The sequence below is a fragment of the Providencia sp. PROV201 genome (assembly GCF_028479545.1).
In the GTDB taxonomy this organism is placed as follows: Bacteria; Pseudomonadota; Gammaproteobacteria; order Enterobacterales; family Enterobacteriaceae; genus Providencia; species Providencia huaxiensis.
On the sequence record NZ_JAMPNW010000003.1, the window covers coordinates 57601 to 73335 of the forward strand.

The 15735-nt window shown below is 40.5% G+C and carries 15 protein-coding genes; 13 read left to right on the forward strand and 2 right to left on the reverse strand.

The features are described 5' to 3' along the window. Positions 1 to 104 precede the first annotated feature (104 nt). Positions 105 to 1415 (forward strand): MFS transporter, encoded by a 1311-nt coding sequence (locus PR809_RS03590; RefSeq protein ID WP_102138054.1) that lies wholly within the window; start codon positions 105 to 107, stop codon positions 1413 to 1415. 164 nt (positions 1416 to 1579) lie between these two features. Next, a complete protein-coding gene (locus PR809_RS03595) occupies positions 1580 to 2314 on the forward strand; it encodes a Crp/Fnr family transcriptional regulator (protein WP_229597485.1) in 735 nt (244 codons plus the stop codon). On the opposite strand, the gene exuR is transcribed toward PR809_RS03595, so the two are convergent. Beyond that, positions 2315 to 3076, reverse strand: a complete 762-nt coding sequence (gene exuR / locus PR809_RS03600) for a transcriptional regulator ExuR (RefSeq protein ID WP_102138056.1) — start codon at positions 3074 to 3076, stop codon at positions 2315 to 2317. Positions 3077 to 3317: 241 nt separating this feature from the next. Here exuR and PR809_RS03605 point away from each other — a divergent pair, with 241 nt between their 5' ends. From PR809_RS03605 to PR809_RS03635, 7 genes are all read left to right on the forward strand, one after another. After that, positions 3318 to 4811 carry a UxaA family hydrolase gene (locus tag PR809_RS03605; RefSeq protein ID WP_102138057.1) on the forward strand — a complete coding sequence of 498 codons (1494 nt, stop codon included), beginning with the start codon at positions 3318 to 3320 and terminating at the stop codon, positions 4809 to 4811. 224 nt (positions 4812 to 5035) lie between these two features. After that, complete coding sequence (locus tag PR809_RS03610) at positions 5036 to 5887, forward strand: MurR/RpiR family transcriptional regulator (RefSeq protein ID WP_102138058.1); 852 nt, start codon at positions 5036 to 5038, stop codon at positions 5885 to 5887. Between the two features lie 178 nt (positions 5888 to 6065). Next, positions 6066 to 6497, forward strand: a complete 432-nt coding sequence (locus tag PR809_RS03615) for a PTS sugar transporter subunit IIA (RefSeq protein ID WP_195697797.1) — start codon at positions 6066 to 6068, stop codon at positions 6495 to 6497. Between the two features lie 9 nt (positions 6498 to 6506). Continuing rightward, complete coding sequence (locus PR809_RS03620; protein ID WP_102138060.1) at positions 6507 to 6980, forward strand: PTS system mannose/fructose/N-acetylgalactosamine-transporter subunit IIB; 474 nt, start codon at positions 6507 to 6509, stop codon at positions 6978 to 6980. A 46-nt stretch (positions 6981 to 7026) separates the two neighbouring features. Beyond that, complete coding sequence (locus PR809_RS03625; protein WP_102138061.1) at positions 7027 to 7818, forward strand: PTS mannose/fructose/sorbose/N-acetylgalactosamine transporter subunit IIC; 792 nt, start codon at positions 7027 to 7029, stop codon at positions 7816 to 7818. Further along, positions 7815 to 8645 (forward strand): PTS system mannose/fructose/sorbose family transporter subunit IID, encoded by an 831-nt coding sequence (locus PR809_RS03630; RefSeq protein ID WP_102138062.1) that lies wholly within the window; start codon positions 7815 to 7817, stop codon positions 8643 to 8645. Before PR809_RS03625 ends, PR809_RS03630 begins: the two co-directional genes overlap by 4 nt. A gap of 13 nt (positions 8646 to 8658) precedes the next feature. Beyond that, the gene (locus PR809_RS03635; RefSeq protein ID WP_272524449.1) at positions 8659 to 9702 is read left to right on the forward strand and encodes a tyrosine-protein phosphatase; all 1044 of its coding nucleotides are present in this window, start codon (positions 8659 to 8661) and stop codon (positions 9700 to 9702) included. Between the two features lie 195 nt (positions 9703 to 9897). Here the strand turns inward: PR809_RS03635 and araD are convergent, their stop codons facing one another. Beyond that, entirely contained in the window at positions 9898 to 10596 is a 699-nt protein-coding gene (araD, locus tag PR809_RS03640; protein ID WP_102138064.1) for an L-ribulose-5-phosphate 4-epimerase, read from the reverse strand. 455 nt (positions 10597 to 11051) lie between these two features. Between araD and PR809_RS03645 the strand changes: the two genes are divergently transcribed. From PR809_RS03645 to PR809_RS03660, 4 genes are all read left to right on the forward strand, one after another. Next, complete coding sequence (locus PR809_RS03645; RefSeq protein WP_102138065.1) at positions 11052 to 11864, forward strand: DeoR/GlpR family DNA-binding transcription regulator; 813 nt, start codon at positions 11052 to 11054, stop codon at positions 11862 to 11864. Between the two features lie 210 nt (positions 11865 to 12074). Beyond that, positions 12075 to 13067: a substrate-binding domain-containing protein gene (locus PR809_RS03650; protein ID WP_036958239.1), complete on the forward strand. Its 993-nt coding sequence runs from the start codon at positions 12075 to 12077 to the stop codon at positions 13065 to 13067. A 157-nt stretch (positions 13068 to 13224) separates the two neighbouring features. Further along, positions 13225 to 14742 (forward strand): sugar ABC transporter ATP-binding protein, encoded by a 1518-nt coding sequence (locus tag PR809_RS03655; RefSeq protein ID WP_166264204.1) that lies wholly within the window; start codon positions 13225 to 13227, stop codon positions 14740 to 14742. Further along, positions 14735 to 15724 carry an ABC transporter permease gene (locus PR809_RS03660; RefSeq protein ID WP_004259203.1) on the forward strand — a complete coding sequence of 330 codons (990 nt, stop codon included), beginning with the start codon at positions 14735 to 14737 and terminating at the stop codon, positions 15722 to 15724. Before PR809_RS03655 ends, PR809_RS03660 begins: the two co-directional genes overlap by 8 nt. The last annotated feature ends 11 nt before the right edge of the window (positions 15725 to 15735 follow it).

The window sequence follows — 15735 nt, forward strand, 5'->3', positions numbered from 1 at the left end:
ATATTAGCTCTATACTCTACTCTGCTGGTTATTCAGCGGCGGGCTAAACACATAATAAAAATGAATAGATAACATTACTATCTTACAAAAAACTGGGGTGAACCATGTCCACCAATACGGATCATTTATCATCGGCTACCAGCAAAGCAATACGAAAAATAATACCTATGGTGGTATTAATGTTCATATTGGCTTATTTAGACCGTTCAAATATTGGTTTTGCAAAACAAGAGTTTCAATTAACAACTGGATTAAGTGACGCTGCATACGCATTTGGTGCAGGGATCTTTTTTATCGGCTATGCACTGTTTGAAGTGCCAAGTAATATTCTGTTGTACCGCATTGGTGCTCGGGTATGGCTATCGCGCATTATGGTCACGTGGGGGCTAGTCTCTGCCGCCATGATGTTTGCCCATGATGAAACCACCTTTATTGTGCTACGTTTCTTACTCGGTGTCAGTGAAGCCGGCTTCTTCCCGGGGGTTATTCTGTATTTAACCTTCTGGTTCCCACAAAATATCCGTGCACGGGTGACAGGCTACTTCTTATTTGGTGCACCACTGGCGTTTATCATTGGCGGCCCATTATCCGGCTCATTATTGTCGTTAGAAGGAACGTCATTTGCCTTCGGTTTATACGGCTGGCAGTTAATGTTTGTCGTAGAAGGCTTATTAGCGTCTATCGTCGGGATTTGGGTATTCTTTTACCTTGATGACCGCCCTGAAAAAGCCAAGTGGCTGACAGCTGAGGAAAAAAGTGCACTTTCCGCTAAATTAGCCTTGGAAGAAGATGCCAAAGCAGGCCATAGCCCGAAAGGCGCCCTGAGTGCGCTATTAGATATGCGCGTTCTCTACCTGTGTCTGATTTGGTTTACCGTTCAAGTATGTGGCTATGGGATTTATTTCTTCTTACCAACCCAAATCGGTACGTTGTTGGGCAGTAAAGTCGGCATACTTGTAGGCTTTGTTACCGCCATTCCACCACTGTGCGCTGCAATTGCCGTTTACTATGTTCCACGTATTTCAGAACGTCTCAAAGAACGTCGTAAAGTGGCCGCTATTACCTTTATGTTAGGGGCTGCGGGCATTGCGGTTTCTGGTTTATTCGATAGCATTCCAGTCATTGCGATTATTGCCCTGTGTGTGGCAGCGGCTGGCCACTTAGCTATGCAACCGCTGTATTGGAGCTTCCCATCGGCATACTTAGGCGGCACCGCAGCTGCATCGGGTATTGCGTTGATTAACTCAGTGGGTAACTTAGGTGGTTTTGTGGCACCAAACTTACGAGTTTGGGCTGAGGCTACCTTTGAGTCTGCCCGTGCAGGGCTCTATTTTATCGCGTTAGTCGCCTTTATCGGAGGTCTATTGATTTTGACATTAAAAAGATTAGGTATTGAAAAACGATTTGAAGATTAATTAATTATCTTTTAAATCCCTCCCGAGCCGCATCAATGGCTCGGGTTTTCTATTACCCTATTTCTTATTTATGAGGTTTACTCGAATATTACAGCGGTTCATGATTGAACATAACCCTACCAAATGTCATGATAAAGTTAGCTAATCATGCAGGGAGCATTCAGATGAACATTGCGGTACAAAACAGCCAATTAGTTCTAACGCATGAAAATATTCTTGAAATATTAAAAACAAATAGTTGGTTTAGTAACTTACCTGATTATTTAATTTCTATCTTAATGACATGCGCCACATTGCGTTTTTATCCAGATGGTGAAATGGTTCACTACCAAGGTGACCCTGCCCGTGGTCTATATGCGGTGCTCCAAGGTTCAGTAAAAGTAAGTTCAATTTCCTCAGATGGCCGTGAATGTGTATTTCGCTATCTTTCACCAGGCAATTGGTTTGGCGAAATTGCCATGCTAGATAAATCAGCGCGCACCCATGATGCCAAAGCGATTAGCCCAACTATTTTACTGACGATATCACCGAAAGACTTAACCATGATCTTGGAAAAACACCCCGTTTTTTACCAATTCCTGAATATTTTGCTCTGTAAAGTGATCCGTAATGCCTTTACCATTATCAATGACAGTGCCTTATTGTCCGTTTCAGCCCGACTCGCCAAACGCTTATTGAGCTTAGCAGAAGGCTATGGTGAGCCCCATGAAAAGGGAATTCAATTGAGCCTATACCTGACACAAGATGACTTGGCGACCATCATTAATACCACACGGCAAACTATCAATAAGCGTTTAGTCGCATGGGAAAAACTAGGCTGGATTGATGCAAAATACGGGAAAATTATTTTAGTTAACCTCCCCGCGCTGAAGCAGATATCTGAAGATGATGAGGAATAACTAGCTGTTATCATCCATCGTTGGGCTATCGGCAAAGAAGTAGCGATCCATGGTGAACTCGAAGTCATCACTAGTCGCGTTGAATAACATTTTTTTGGTATTTTCCAAATGTTGCCACATGGCTTGCCGCGCCCCTTTTGGGTCTCGACGCGCTAGTGCCTGCAAAATTTGGTCGTGCTCATCACACCAGCTCTCAATCGAACGGTTATCAATGTGCTCATGAAGTTTGAGCCAGTATGGGTTACGTAAGCGTTGGCTCCACATTTGCTCAACGATCACCACCATCGCACTGTTATGGGTCGACGCGGCAATTTGCATGTGAAAGGCAAGATCCCATGTTGAGTCACGAAAACGATCCTCTTTGCGAGCATGCTTTTGAATATCAACTAGTTTTAAAATATCTTCTTTAGTGGCTTGGGTCGCGGCAAACTCGGCGATATGGCTTTCAATCAGTTGCCTTGCTTGTAAGAGTTCAAATGGCCCACAACGACTAAATTCTAATCCGGTTTCTGTATTGACTGAGTTATTAGACCGATTATTGATGACATGTATGCCAGATCCTTTGCGTACATCCACATAGCCTTCCACTTCTAACATAATGATGGCTTCGCGGATCACCGTACGGCTCACCTTCATTTCGTCAGCAAGTAACCGTTCCGCAGGTAATTTAGTGCCAACTGGGTATTCGTCATTTTCGATACGTTCTTTGACCAGAGCCGCAACTTGTTGGTATAGGCGCGGTTCACTCTCTTGTGAGCTCATTATTTTCTCCTTTCACATAACCACCCGACTCGCTGGCCACTAATGCCTCACAGTATAACGAAATTTTTCGACGATGGGTGAAATAGAACTTCACTAATAAATAAATTGCAATAAATTGGTATAACATCTTTTAAAGTTATAAACCAGATCGTATAATGAATGAAATTTAGACAACAAAAGATCATTCATACTTTTTGTGGCTGATCACGCTTAATCCGATTTCCAGTTCAGGGAACGCAATATGATAAAAGATATAATTAAAATACATCCCAATGACAATGTCGCCATTACTTTAGTTAACCGGCAAGCAGGGGAAACCATTACTGTTGCAGAGCAATCAGTGACATTAAAACAAGATGTTGACCGAGGGCATAAAATCGCCCTGAACCCGATTGAAACCGGCAAAAATATTGTTAAATATGGCGCTCCCATCGGCCATGCAACGACTACCATAACAGCTGGAGAACATGTTCATACTCATAATACCGCTACCAATTTAAGTGCTTTAAATGAATATGAGTACCACCCTGAGCACAACACAATTACCGCTACACGGCCGGATCCAGACGTGCAAATCTATCGCCGAACAAACGGTGATGTGGCTATCCGTAATGAAATTTGGGTGATCCCAACGGTTGGCTGTGTTAATGCGCTGGCGAGAAAAATGATCGAACGCTTTAATAAACAACATAATGGCGCTTCTGATATTGATGGTGTTTATCTTTATAACCATACTTTAGGCTGTTCCCAGCTCGGTGATGACCATTTAACAACCCGTACTATTTTACAAGATATGGTTAAGCACCCTAACGCAGGTGGCGTACTCGTCATCGGTTTAGGCTGTGAAAACAATCAAGTCGCCGCTTTTAAAGAAACACTAGGTGACTATGATGATGAACGCGTCAAATTTATGGTCTGCCAACAATTAGATGATGAAATTGAAGCCGGTGTCGAGCACCTTAATGCACTTTATCAATTTGTACAGCAAGACAAACGCGAGGCGGGTAAGCTAAGCGAAGTAAAATTTGGTCTTGAATGTGGTGGCTCTGATGGCCTTTCAGGGATCACAGCTAACCCATTGTTAGGCTGTTTTTCTGATTTTTTAGTCAGCCATAACGGAACGACGGTGTTAACCGAAGTGCCTGAAATGTTTGGTGCTGAACAAATTCTAATGAACCACTGCCATGATGAGCTGACGTTTGAGAAAACGGTCAATATGATCAATGACTTCAAACAGTATTTTATTGCTCATGACCAGCCAATTTATGAAAACCCATCTCCAGGCAATAAAGCAGGAGGAATTTCGACACTTGAAGAAAAATCCCTCGGCTGCACACAAAAGGCGGGTACTAGCCAAGTAATGGATGTTTTAAAATATGGAGAGCGCCTGACAACCCCAGGGTTCAATTTGTTAAGCGCACCGGGTAATGATGCCATTGCCACCAGTGCCTTAGGCGCAGCTGGCTGCCACATGGTATTATTTACGACAGGTCGAGGTACGCCCTATGGGGGATTTGTTCCCACCATGAAAATTGCGACCAATAATGAGTTAGCTGCCAAAAAACCCCATTGGATTGATTTTAATGCAGGCGCCTTATTAACAGGAAAATCCATGGATCAATTATTAGATGACTTCATTCAGCTTGTTGTCAAAACCGTTAATGGTGAACACACTAAAAATGAAATCAATGATTTCCGTGAATTAGCGATTTTTAAAATGGGCGTCACACTTTAAAAACAAACTGTCCCCTATTGCTTAGGTAACTATTAAGCAATAGGGATATAGCTAACTATTTATAGTTGTTAATCTTTTCTTACTAACCTTACTTTCTCGCCTGAGCCATAACCCCATTTATCGTGACACACCCCCAATAAAGAAAAGTCACCATTTCCCTATTTTTAAGATATGGTAGGATCCGTTTCGTGATGGCGAATTTTAATTTATTAGCAGGGTAAATAATGATAGACCTAAAACTTAGAGAGGCCAGAGACAGCCTTTCCACCAAAGAAAAACAAGTTGCTGAGTACATTATTGCTAATAAGAAAAACATGCAAAGTATTAGCATTCAATCCCTCGCCCAAGAAAATAAGGTCAGTACCACCACTATTTTGCGCCTATGTCATAAATTGGGCTACCAAGGTTTTAGCGACCTAAAAATTGATTTAATTTCATCGATTAATCACAAGTCTTACGGCACCCTGCTGCAAGAAGATATTGATCTTAATGACTCAATGGAAACCGTTAATCACAAAGTAGGACTGATTGAGAAATCATCCATAGAAGAAACGTGTGCTCTGGTTAATTTAAATGCCTTTACGCAAGCAAATGAATTAATTAGTAAGAGTAAAAAAATTGTCATTTATGGTGCAGGAAGTAGCGGATTAGTTGCAAAAGAATTTGAATATCAACTAATTAAAATAAAAAAAGATGTCAATTGCCACCTTGATTACAGCATCCAATTCAGTATTGTGAATACGTTAGATCAAAACGATCTTGTCATTGTCATTTCTCATTCCGGTGAAAACCACGAATGCATCAAGCTACTTACCCTTGCGCGTGAATTACATGTTCCAACCATTGCTATCACTAAAATGGGACAAAGTTCGGTGTCATCGCTAGCAGAAACTATCTTGCACACTATTTCCACTGAACATGTTTCAAGGCTCATTCCTATTCGTTCAAAAATTTCGCAACTGACTGTAATTAATATGCTGATTACTAATCTATTTATTAAACAGTATGATGAAAGAATTCAAAAACAAATTAGCACTCGTGCAGAGCGCTTTTCTCGCTTAAATAGCAATAACTAGTCCCTTTTTCTTCTTAGTATCTTCTACGTGGCTCTAAGTAGCCACTTCGATCTTGCTCACAAAAATGATCCTTTCTAATAGGCGCCCCTTTTCATTCCTCTTTTTTGTGATATTGTTACTTTAAAATAAATATATAAAAGTAATTTTATTACTAAAAGAAGAAAGATAAGGGGAAAAAATGAGCTCTCAGATACCTATCATTCTGGCCAGCCATGGGCCTTTTGCACAAGGGTTATTGGAATGTGCAGAAATGCTAATTGGCTCGCAAGAAGATATCAGCGTGATTTCGATTCAAAGAGAAAGCAATATTAATGAGGTAAAAAAGCATTTATTTGAAACATATCAAAATGTTAATAAAGGTGATGGCGTTTTAATTTTAGTGGATTTATTAGGTGGATCTCCTTGCAACCTAGCCAGCGAGCTCGTTATTACCCAAAATGATGTTGTGCTGTACTGCGGGATCAATGTGCCTACTTTTCTCGAAATACTCAGTAACCGAGACCTCCCTTTACATGAACTTCATCAAATCATTAATGATGTATTCCCTGGCAGTTGCATCAATGTCGGTGAACAACTTAAACCATTAACACAAAACGATAGCGAACTTTAGGAGAACCCCATGCCAATTAATGTTGCTCGGATTGATGACAGACTTATTCACGGCCAAGTTATTACCACTTGGGTTAAAAACTTTGATATTGAGCAGGTGATTATCGTTAATGACAAAGTTGCCAATGACACCGTTCAACAATCAGTTCTGACTATGGCGGCTCCACCAGATCTCAAAGTCGTCGTTTTTGGTGTCGATAAATTCATTGAGGTCTTAAAAAAAGCAGAAATTAAACGTCGCACCATGTTGCTGTTTACTAACAGCATTGATGTAAACAAACTCGTCGAAAGTGGCTTAAAACTGGAAAAATTGAATGTTGGTGGAATGCGTATGCAAGAAGGCCGTCGTAATTTATCCCGTGCAGTTGCCGTCACACCAGAAGAAGAACACGCCTTTAGGTCACTGATCAACAATAACGTTGCCGTTGAAATTCAAATGGTTCCTAAAGACCCCATTGTTGAATTGAAAACATTACTCAATTAATTCATTTAGTCATGCTTATTTTCACTTAATAAGTGAGGAGCCTATTATGTTGGTAGAGGCCATTTTAATTGCGATTTGGGCCGGTATTTGCTCATTGGATGATGTCGGTCCGCAAATGCTAAGACGCCCACTGCTCACCGGTACTGTGGCCGGTATTATCATGGGTGATATGGTTCAAGGACTCGCCATTAGCGCCACCTTAGAATTGATGTGGATGGGGATTGGTAACGTTGGGGCTTATTCCGCACCCGATATCATCGCCGGTTCTATTATTGGAGTTGCTCTCGGTATTGCTTCCAATGGTGGAATTGCAGCAGGTATCGCCCTTGCCGTACCTGTCTCTATTTTATGTCAGCAATTACTGATTATCTGGCGCTCTTTTGCCAGTTTCTTAAATGTTTGGGCAAGTAAATCCATTCTTGATGGAAACTACAGCGGCCTAACCAAAGTCCATTATTTCTCGACACCACTGTGGTTTTTTATTCGCGCCATTCCCTGCTTTATTGCCGTTTATTTTGGTAGTGACTTAGTCAATAGCATATTAAATGCTGTGCCTGAAAGTATTTTAACAGGTATGGGGGTTGCATCTAAGCTGATCCCTGCGGTCGGTATCTGTATTCTGTTATTAATGCTGCTGAAAGGCAGAATGTGGTTTTTCTTTCTGCTCGGCTTCATGCTTACAACCTATTTAAAACTGCCAATTATCCCAATTACATTTATCGCTCTGGCATTTGCTGTGCTTTATGACATGGCATTCGCCAGCAGTTTGCGCCAAACACCAGATGAAAAAGCTACACCAGCCGCCCATAAAAATGAAGAAGAGGAATATGACTTATGAGTGAAATAACCCCCTCTGAAAATAAGAAACTCACGAAAAAAGAACTCAATGGTATGTTTTGGCGAATTCAAACCATGTCATTCTCATACAACTACGAAAAACTGCAAACTATTGGTTTTGCACATTGTATGGTACCCGTTCTCGATAAGCTTTATGAAAAAGCTGACCAAGAAACGCGTATTAAAGCCATGCAACGCCATTTTGAATTCTTTAACACACAAATTAACGCAGGCGCATTAATTCTTGGTGTGACCGCAGCATTAGAAGAAAAAACAACAGAAGAAGAAAAAGAGGCTGTTGTTTCTGTAAAAGCTGGTTTGATGGGGCCATTTGCAGGTCTCGGTGATAGCTTATTAAAATTTACGTGGCTGCCTATTTGCGGCAGCATCGGAGCTGCATTTGCACTGCAAGGTAATATTATTGGCCCAATATTAATGTTTATTTTGTTTAATATCGTCAATATCGGTACCAAATATTTCTTTATTCATTATGGCTATAACAAAGGCGTTGATTTAATCGAACAATCGAAAAAATCAAATATTATTCAGCGAATTACTAATATGGCGAACGTTGTCGGGGTCATGGTCCTCGGCTCTTTAATTGCCACGACCGTCAAACTTTCCACACCGCTAACCATTGCCGTTGGTGAGCAATCTATCAAAGTACAAGAGATGTTTGACAAGGTAATACCTAACTTACTCACTCTTCTCTTTGCGCTCGGTATTTTCTTCCTTGTTCGTAAATTCCAAGGGAAACATACCGTTGCATTAATTGTCGCCATCATGGTTTTAGGTGTTGTTTGTTCTGTATTCGGAATTTTAGGATGATAAAGGGAAATATATGGAAATCGAAATCAATAGAGTGAGTGAATCAACACTCGAAATAAAATTTAGTGAAGTTCCATCCTCCCCTCTGGCATTATATTGGACGGACAAACCTGATACTCAGGTTTGTCCTGAGAATTTCATTACGGATAAAATAGAGAATACAATTACAGTTCAAGACCCATTAAAGGCGAAACAACGTATCTATTTTATTTTACAAAATGCCAATGGATGTAAATTATTCGCTGAAAGAACATTGCCTATTGAGGGGTTAAATAACTTCCGTGACTTTGGAGGTTATACCACAACAGACGGAAAACAGGTGAAATGGGGAATGCTATATCGCTCTAACCATCTGTTTAATCTAAATGAACAAGCAGTAAATTACATCTCCCATTTAGGGATAAACAGCATCATCGATTACCGTACTCAAAATGAAATTAATAAATCGCCTAATTGCCATGTTGGTGAAAAGAAAACGTATCATCTCGATGCTACAGCTCAAACCGCTGAATTAGCAGCACAATTTGCCGCATCACCGGATAATGAAGACAAAGCATTAATCGAAAGTGTTATCCAACATATTCCTAAAGAGATGATTAACGGCGATGGGTTACAAATATTGGAGCAATATCGCCAATTTGTGGTAAGTGATAAGTCAAAAGCTGCCTTCAAACAAATGATCGAGGTTTTACTCGATAGCCACAATGCCCCAAATATTCAGCATTGCCGAGGAGGAAAAGACCGAACGGGTTATGGTGCATTACTGGTACTTTCCATGTTAGGAGTGCCAAAAGAAACCATTGTACGGGATTATATGCTTACTCATTTTAATCGCCTTGAACGTAACGAAATTAAAATGGCGGGATATCGCAAAATAACCCAAGACCAAAATGTACTGGATTATTTACTTTCTCTAATTGATACTCAAGAATCATTTATTTTAGAAGTCTTTAATACAATGGAAGAAATATCTGGCTCTGTTGAAAGGTATATTAAAGATGAACTTAAATTCACAGATAATGATATTAATCAGCTTAGAGAAATATACTTAGTTTAAAAATATTTAATTAATCAAAAAACAACCACAGGTTTAACTAAATAAACCTGAGTGATGGCTGTATTTAAAAAACAGTAAAATAGCCACATAGCATATTCATTGTGGCTATTTTATAAACGAAGAAATCCGTTATTGATCATAAGATCAATAATTGCTCTCGTTTGCCAATTCTATTTAATTAATTTTTTAACCGCTTTATTTTTGCCCGTAATACGCATTTTTACCGTGCTTACGTAAATAGTGTTTATCTAATAATACTTGTTGCATGGAACCTATTTGTGAACTTAATTGACGGGTAAATAAATTCATATAGGCAATTTCTTCTAACACTACGGCGTTATGCACTGCATTATCGGGGCTTGTTCCCCAAGCAAATGGCCCATGGCTATTCACTAATACGGCTGGAATATCTTTTGCTGACAGGCCTTTTTCCTTGAAGGTTTCAATAATCACATGACCCGTTTCTCTTTCATAATCGCCTTCAATTTCACTTGCTGTCATTTTACGGGTACAAGGAATTTCACCATAGAAATAATCGGCATGGGTTGTCCCTAAAGCACTCAATGGCAGGCCTGCTTGAGCCCAAATAGTCGCATGGCGAGAGTGAGTATGGACAATACCGCCAATTTCAGGGAATGCTTGGTACAGCGCCAAATGCGTGTCGGTATCCGAAGAAGGCCGATATTTCCCTTCTACCACTTTTCCGCTTTCCAACGAGACCACCACCATGTCTTCTGCTTTCATGGTTTCATAATCAACGCCAGAAGGTTTTATCACCATTAACCCAGCTTCACGGTCAATACCACTCACATTCCCCCAAGTAAAGGTCACTAGGTTATGTTTGGGTAAGGCAAGGTTTGCTTCAAAGACTTGTTGTTTCAATTTTTCTAACATAACAACTCCCTAGCTTTATTAAATATGCTTTAATATCAACAACAAAAATTTATTATCATGATGTTTTCTGTGTGTTGATAACCTATATCTACCTATTAAGGTAAACAGATTTAGGCCATTTAAAAAGCACCTCACTTTACAAACTCGCAACAAAACAGACCAACTCGGACGCATTCGGGCATAGACAGTCAAGAAAACACATAAATAGGATGTGGTTAGTTGACCGAATTAGCCCAATGCTTTTTGTTTAATACCATAAAAGTAAAAAGATACCGCAAATATAGTGATGCAAGTCTAGTTATTGTGTAACTGAGTGAAATTAAATTCATAAAATACCGATCGCAATCACTTTAATCGGCTTTGTTTTTTTCAAAAAGAGATAACTTGAATCTAATCACGACAAAAAAAAAGCAATACGGGCAGAATAAATATCGTGGAAAGAATAGGAGTTAAATATGTTACAAGCCGAACGCCATAAATTAATTTGTTCTCATGTTTCGCAGAATGGCTCGGCGCTAGTGCGTGATTTAGCTCAATTATGCCTCGTTTCTCAAGAAACTATCCGTCGTGATTTAACGGCTCTTGAACGTGAAAATAGGATCATCCGTAGTTTTGGGGGAGCAGTTGCCATCGACCAAGAAGAAATGCCGATGGTGAATGTGATGCCTTCTTCGGTCAAGCTCAGTCAAATGGTTGATGGTGCAGAATCTTTTCGCAAAAGAACCGAAGAGCACCCTGATGCCAAGATGAAGATTTCGAAGGCTGCACTAAAATTAATTCAGCCTGGTGACTGTATTATGTTAGATAACAGCAGTACTTGCTGGTTTCTCGCACGGCAAATACCTGATATCGACATTACGGTAGTGACAAACTCGGTCAAGATTATCCAAGCGTTGGCCTGCCGTGACCGAGTACGCGTCATTGGTATTGGTGGGGAATATTCAGAACGTCATGATGATTTTCATGGCCCAATTGCAGAAAGTATTATTCGTAGCTTTCAGATAAAAACCTTATTTCTTTCATGCCAAGGATTTAATATCGAAAATGGTATTCGTGATGGCAGTGAAATAAACTCAAAATTAAAAAATATTATGTTACAGGTTTCTGAAAATAAAGTTTTGCTCGCGGATAATAGTAAATTAGGAAAGTATGCATTTAGTCAGGTTTGTACATTTGATGATATCGACGTATTAATCACAAACAAACTAAATGATAATAATTTTCAAAAACAATTTTCCAACCTTAGAATTATCGAGTGCGATAAATAATTTATAAATATAAAAATCATGTAACTATGATGTAAGTAAAAAAACAAGTTCTATTTTATTTTCTGTATTAAATAAGTGCAGGGATGTTATTTATTCATAATTCCTTGGCACTTAATTATAGGCATACCTAAATATGAGAAATTCATTATTTCTAAATAATGGAATTTCTTGATTTAGTATCCATCTACACTAAGGAATACAACTATGAACATGAAGAAGCTAGTTTTACCTTGTTTAATGAGCGTTGCACTATTTTCAAATGTCGCGATGGCTGAATCACAAAAAGCACAAAAGCCCTTTACCATGGGTGTCGTCGTTAAAGTCGGTGGTATTCCTTGGTTTAATGTAATGGAACAAGGTATTACTGAAGAAGGCAAAAAACTCGGTGTAAATGCCTTCCAAGTTGGCCCAACAACGGCTGACCCAGCGGAACAAGTTCGTGCTATCGAAGATTTAATCGCGAAAAAAGTGGATGTCATTGGCGTTGTCCCTAACGACGCTAAAGTGCTTGAGCCTGTATTAAAACGCGCCCAAGACGCTGGAATTAAAGTTATTACCCACGAATCACCAAATCAAAAAAATGCAGATTGGGACTTTGAATTACTTGATACCCAAAGCATGGGTGCTAACCATATGAGAGATATGGCGGCCTGTATGGGTGAAGAAGGCAAATACGCCATGTTTGTGGGAAGCCTGACAGTACCATTAGTGAACGAATGGGCCGACGCGGCAATTGCTTACCAAAAAGCGAACTACCCGAAAATGCAAATGGTCGATGACCGCTTTGGTGTTGCCGAATCCGTTGATGACTCAATGCGTACAGCTAATGACTTGTTATCTAAGCATAAAGACTTAAAAGGCATCATGTCATTTGGTTCACAAGGCCCTATCGGTGCAGGACGAGCCATTGATAAACGCCGTAAAAATGACGAAACCTGTGTATTCGGAACGTTCACACCAGGTCAAGGCATCAAGTTACTGGAAAAAGGTGCAATTGATGGCGGCTATATTTCTAATCCAAAAGTCGCAGGACAAGTATTTGTACAAGTCGCAACAGCCATGATGAATGGTGAAGAAATTAAAGATGGCGTGTCTATTGGTGATATGGGTGAAATCAAAGTCAGTGGTAACACGATTTTAAGTGATAACCCTGTTAATTTGAATATTGAAAATACGAAAAAATTGGTTGAAGTCGGTCTGTAATTTCACATTATCAAAATAATGTTTAAAACAAAAATACAATATTTATCAAGATATTAAATTTTATGTTCTTTGAGTTCGGGTCGCCTGCACTAGCACAGCGGCTCGCGCTCATCACGAACAAGCCAACACCAATTTATTTGCAGTAGGAATTGTACTTATGACAAGCACCTCAAAAGCTGACAAATCCGATCCACTCATTACCTTGCGCGACCTTTCCAAAAGCTTCGGTGGTCACCGTGCATTACGCAATATCGATTTGACGCTCAACAAAGGTGAAGTGCACTGTTTAGCGGGCACCAATGGGTGTGGGAAAAGCACATTAATTAAAACTATCAGTGGTGTCTATGCCCCTGATGACGGTAGTAAAATTGAAATTGATGGGAAAAGTTATCACCGATTGACGCCCGATAAAGCGCGTGAATTAGGCGTACAAGTTATCTACCAAGATTTGTCATTATTTCCAAATTTAACCGTTGCTGAAAATATCGCCTTTGAGCTAAACCTCAAAGGCTATTTTGGCTGGTTTCGCAAAAAACAACTGCGCGAGAAAGCCTTAGAAATCCTCAATGAACTGGCTTTCACCATTGACCCAGACACACCTGTGCAATTTTTACCCATTGCTCAACGTCAACAGGTTGCTATCTGCCGCGCCCTAGTCGCCGATGCACGTCTGGTGATTATGGATGAACCAACGGCTTCATTGACCCGTACAGAAGTCAACCAACTACTCTCAACGGTTAATTACCTAAAAGATAAGGGAATTACCGTTGTTTTTGTGAGTCATCGACTAGAAGAAGTCAAAGAGATCTCTGACCGCATCACCGTGATCCGCGATGGTCAAAAAATTGGTACATGGCCTGCTGAAGGCTTAACTACCCGCAAAATTACTGAGTTAATGACTGGCTTAGATATTGTCCATGAACGTAAGCCACCTAATAATGCGGAAGACCGACGCACGGTACTAGAGCTAAAAAACCTCAGCCGAGCTGGGCAATATCGTGATATCAACTTAAATCTAAAACGCGGCGAAGTATTAGGCTTATGTGGTTTACTTGGCTCAGGCCGCACTGAATTAGCGCTATCGTTGTTTGGCATTACCCACCCAGATAGTGGTGAATTACTCATCGAAGGCAAACCTGTTAAGTTAAAAAACAACACCGACGCCATTAAGCGCGGCATTGGTTATGTCTCCGAAGACCGCCTGACTTTAGGTGCAATTTTACAGCAATCCATCGCAGACAATATGGTGATTTCGATTCTCGATCGCCTCAAAACGCCTTTACATTTAATTGATGAAAAACAGTGCCAAGAAATTGTGCAAGAGTGGATAGCCGACTTAGATATTAAAGTCACTGACCCCAATAATGCCCTTTCAACACTTTCAGGCGGTAACCAACAAAAAGTGGTACTTGCTAAATGGATTTTAACACGTCCTAAAGTACTCATTTTAGACTCACCGACCGTTGGCGTCGATATTGGCGCAAAAGACAGTATTTACAAACTCATTCACCGTTTGTCAGGTGTCGGTATCTCTATTCTATTAATTACCGATGAAGCCTCCGAAGCGTATTACAATTGCGACCGAATTTTACATATGAAACAAGGCTCTATCGTCAAAGAAATTGAGACAGATTCCATCAATGAGCAACAATTGGAGGAAATCATCAATGGCTAACTGGCAAAAATTACGACCACAATCTGTCGAAGGCTGGCTGACTTGGGTCATTCTTATCATGGTGGTGTTCTTCACATTGATGAGCCCGCAATTTCTAACTATTCAAAATTTACTCGACCTCAGTGAAAGCTACGCCGTTACAGGTATTTTCGCCTTAGGTTTATTTGTGGTTCTCGTCACTGGGGGCATTGATATTTCGTTTGCCGCAGTGGCTTCCGTAGTGCAATACGTGATCGCCACTTGGCTATTGCAAGGTTTTATTGCAAGCCCTGCCGTCAGTATCACATTGGCGATTATCATCGGTATCGCTTTTGGCTTAATCAACGCTATCTTAATTTATTCGCTGAATGTTGTGTCAATTATCATCACCATCAGTATGCAATCACTGCTGTTCGGAATGCTGATGTGGCTAACCAACGGACACAGTATTTATGACTTACCTGATTGGTGGGTAGACCCTGTGACTATCCTGCCTTTTGAAGTGGATGGTGAATATTACCAAGTTGGCTTGCCGTTAATTGTGATGCTTGGCATTGCCTTCTTAACGTGGATTTTAATGAATAAAACGCACATCGGCCGTCAGCTATATGCCGTTGGTGGCAGCCAAGAATCTGCGTCTCGTATTGGTATCCGTGTTTCAGTGATTTACCTGTTTGCTTACGGCTACCTTGGCGCGATGGCAGCGATTGGCGGTATGTTGCAAACCTACCGAATGAGTGAAGTGGTACCGAGTGCCCTTGTGGGCGGAGAGCTAGATGTGCTTGCCGCGGCTGTACTGGGTGGTGCCAGTTTATCCGGTGGGCGAGGCTCAGTGATAGGCACACTCATGGGCGTTTTCCTGATTGGTATCTTGAAAAACGGCCTTAACCTGATTGGTGTTTCAAACTACTTCGTCAATATCGTCATCGGGCTGGTTATTCTCATTGCGATTTGTATTACCCACTACAAAAAACGTAAAGAGACGGACGTAGGTTTTGTTTAACAGGAATATCA

Coding starts and splice junctions, on each gene's coding strand:
- PR809_RS03590 (WP_102138054.1), top strand. CDS start 105: ATGTCCACCAATACGGATCATTTATCATCGGCTACCAGCAAAGCAATA.
- PR809_RS03595 (WP_229597485.1), top strand. CDS start 1,580: ATGAACATTGCGGTACAAAACAGCCAATTAGTTCTAACGCATGAAAAT.
- exuR (WP_102138056.1), bottom strand. CDS start 3,076: ATGAGCTCACAAGAGAGTGAACCGCGCCTATACCAACAAGTTGCGGCT.
- PR809_RS03605 (WP_102138057.1), top strand. CDS start 3,318: ATGATAAAAGATATAATTAAAATACATCCCAATGACAATGTCGCCATT.
- PR809_RS03610 (WP_102138058.1), top strand. CDS start 5,036: ATGATAGACCTAAAACTTAGAGAGGCCAGAGACAGCCTTTCCACCAAA.
- PR809_RS03615 (WP_195697797.1), top strand. CDS start 6,066: ATGAGCTCTCAGATACCTATCATTCTGGCCAGCCATGGGCCTTTTGCA.
- PR809_RS03620 (WP_102138060.1), top strand. CDS start 6,507: ATGCCAATTAATGTTGCTCGGATTGATGACAGACTTATTCACGGCCAA.
- PR809_RS03625 (WP_102138061.1), top strand. CDS start 7,027: ATGTTGGTAGAGGCCATTTTAATTGCGATTTGGGCCGGTATTTGCTCA.
- PR809_RS03630 (WP_102138062.1), top strand. CDS start 7,815: ATGAGTGAAATAACCCCCTCTGAAAATAAGAAACTCACGAAAAAAGAA.
- PR809_RS03635 (WP_272524449.1), top strand. CDS start 8,659: ATGGAAATCGAAATCAATAGAGTGAGTGAATCAACACTCGAAATAAAA.
- araD (WP_102138064.1), bottom strand. CDS start 10,596: ATGTTAGAAAAATTGAAACAACAAGTCTTTGAAGCAAACCTTGCCTTA.
- PR809_RS03645 (WP_102138065.1), top strand. CDS start 11,052: ATGTTACAAGCCGAACGCCATAAATTAATTTGTTCTCATGTTTCGCAG.
- PR809_RS03650 (WP_036958239.1), top strand. CDS start 12,075: ATGAAGAAGCTAGTTTTACCTTGTTTAATGAGCGTTGCACTATTTTCA.
- PR809_RS03655 (WP_166264204.1), top strand. CDS start 13,225: ATGACAAGCACCTCAAAAGCTGACAAATCCGATCCACTCATTACCTTG.
- PR809_RS03660 (WP_004259203.1), top strand. CDS start 14,735: ATGGCTAACTGGCAAAAATTACGACCACAATCTGTCGAAGGCTGGCTG.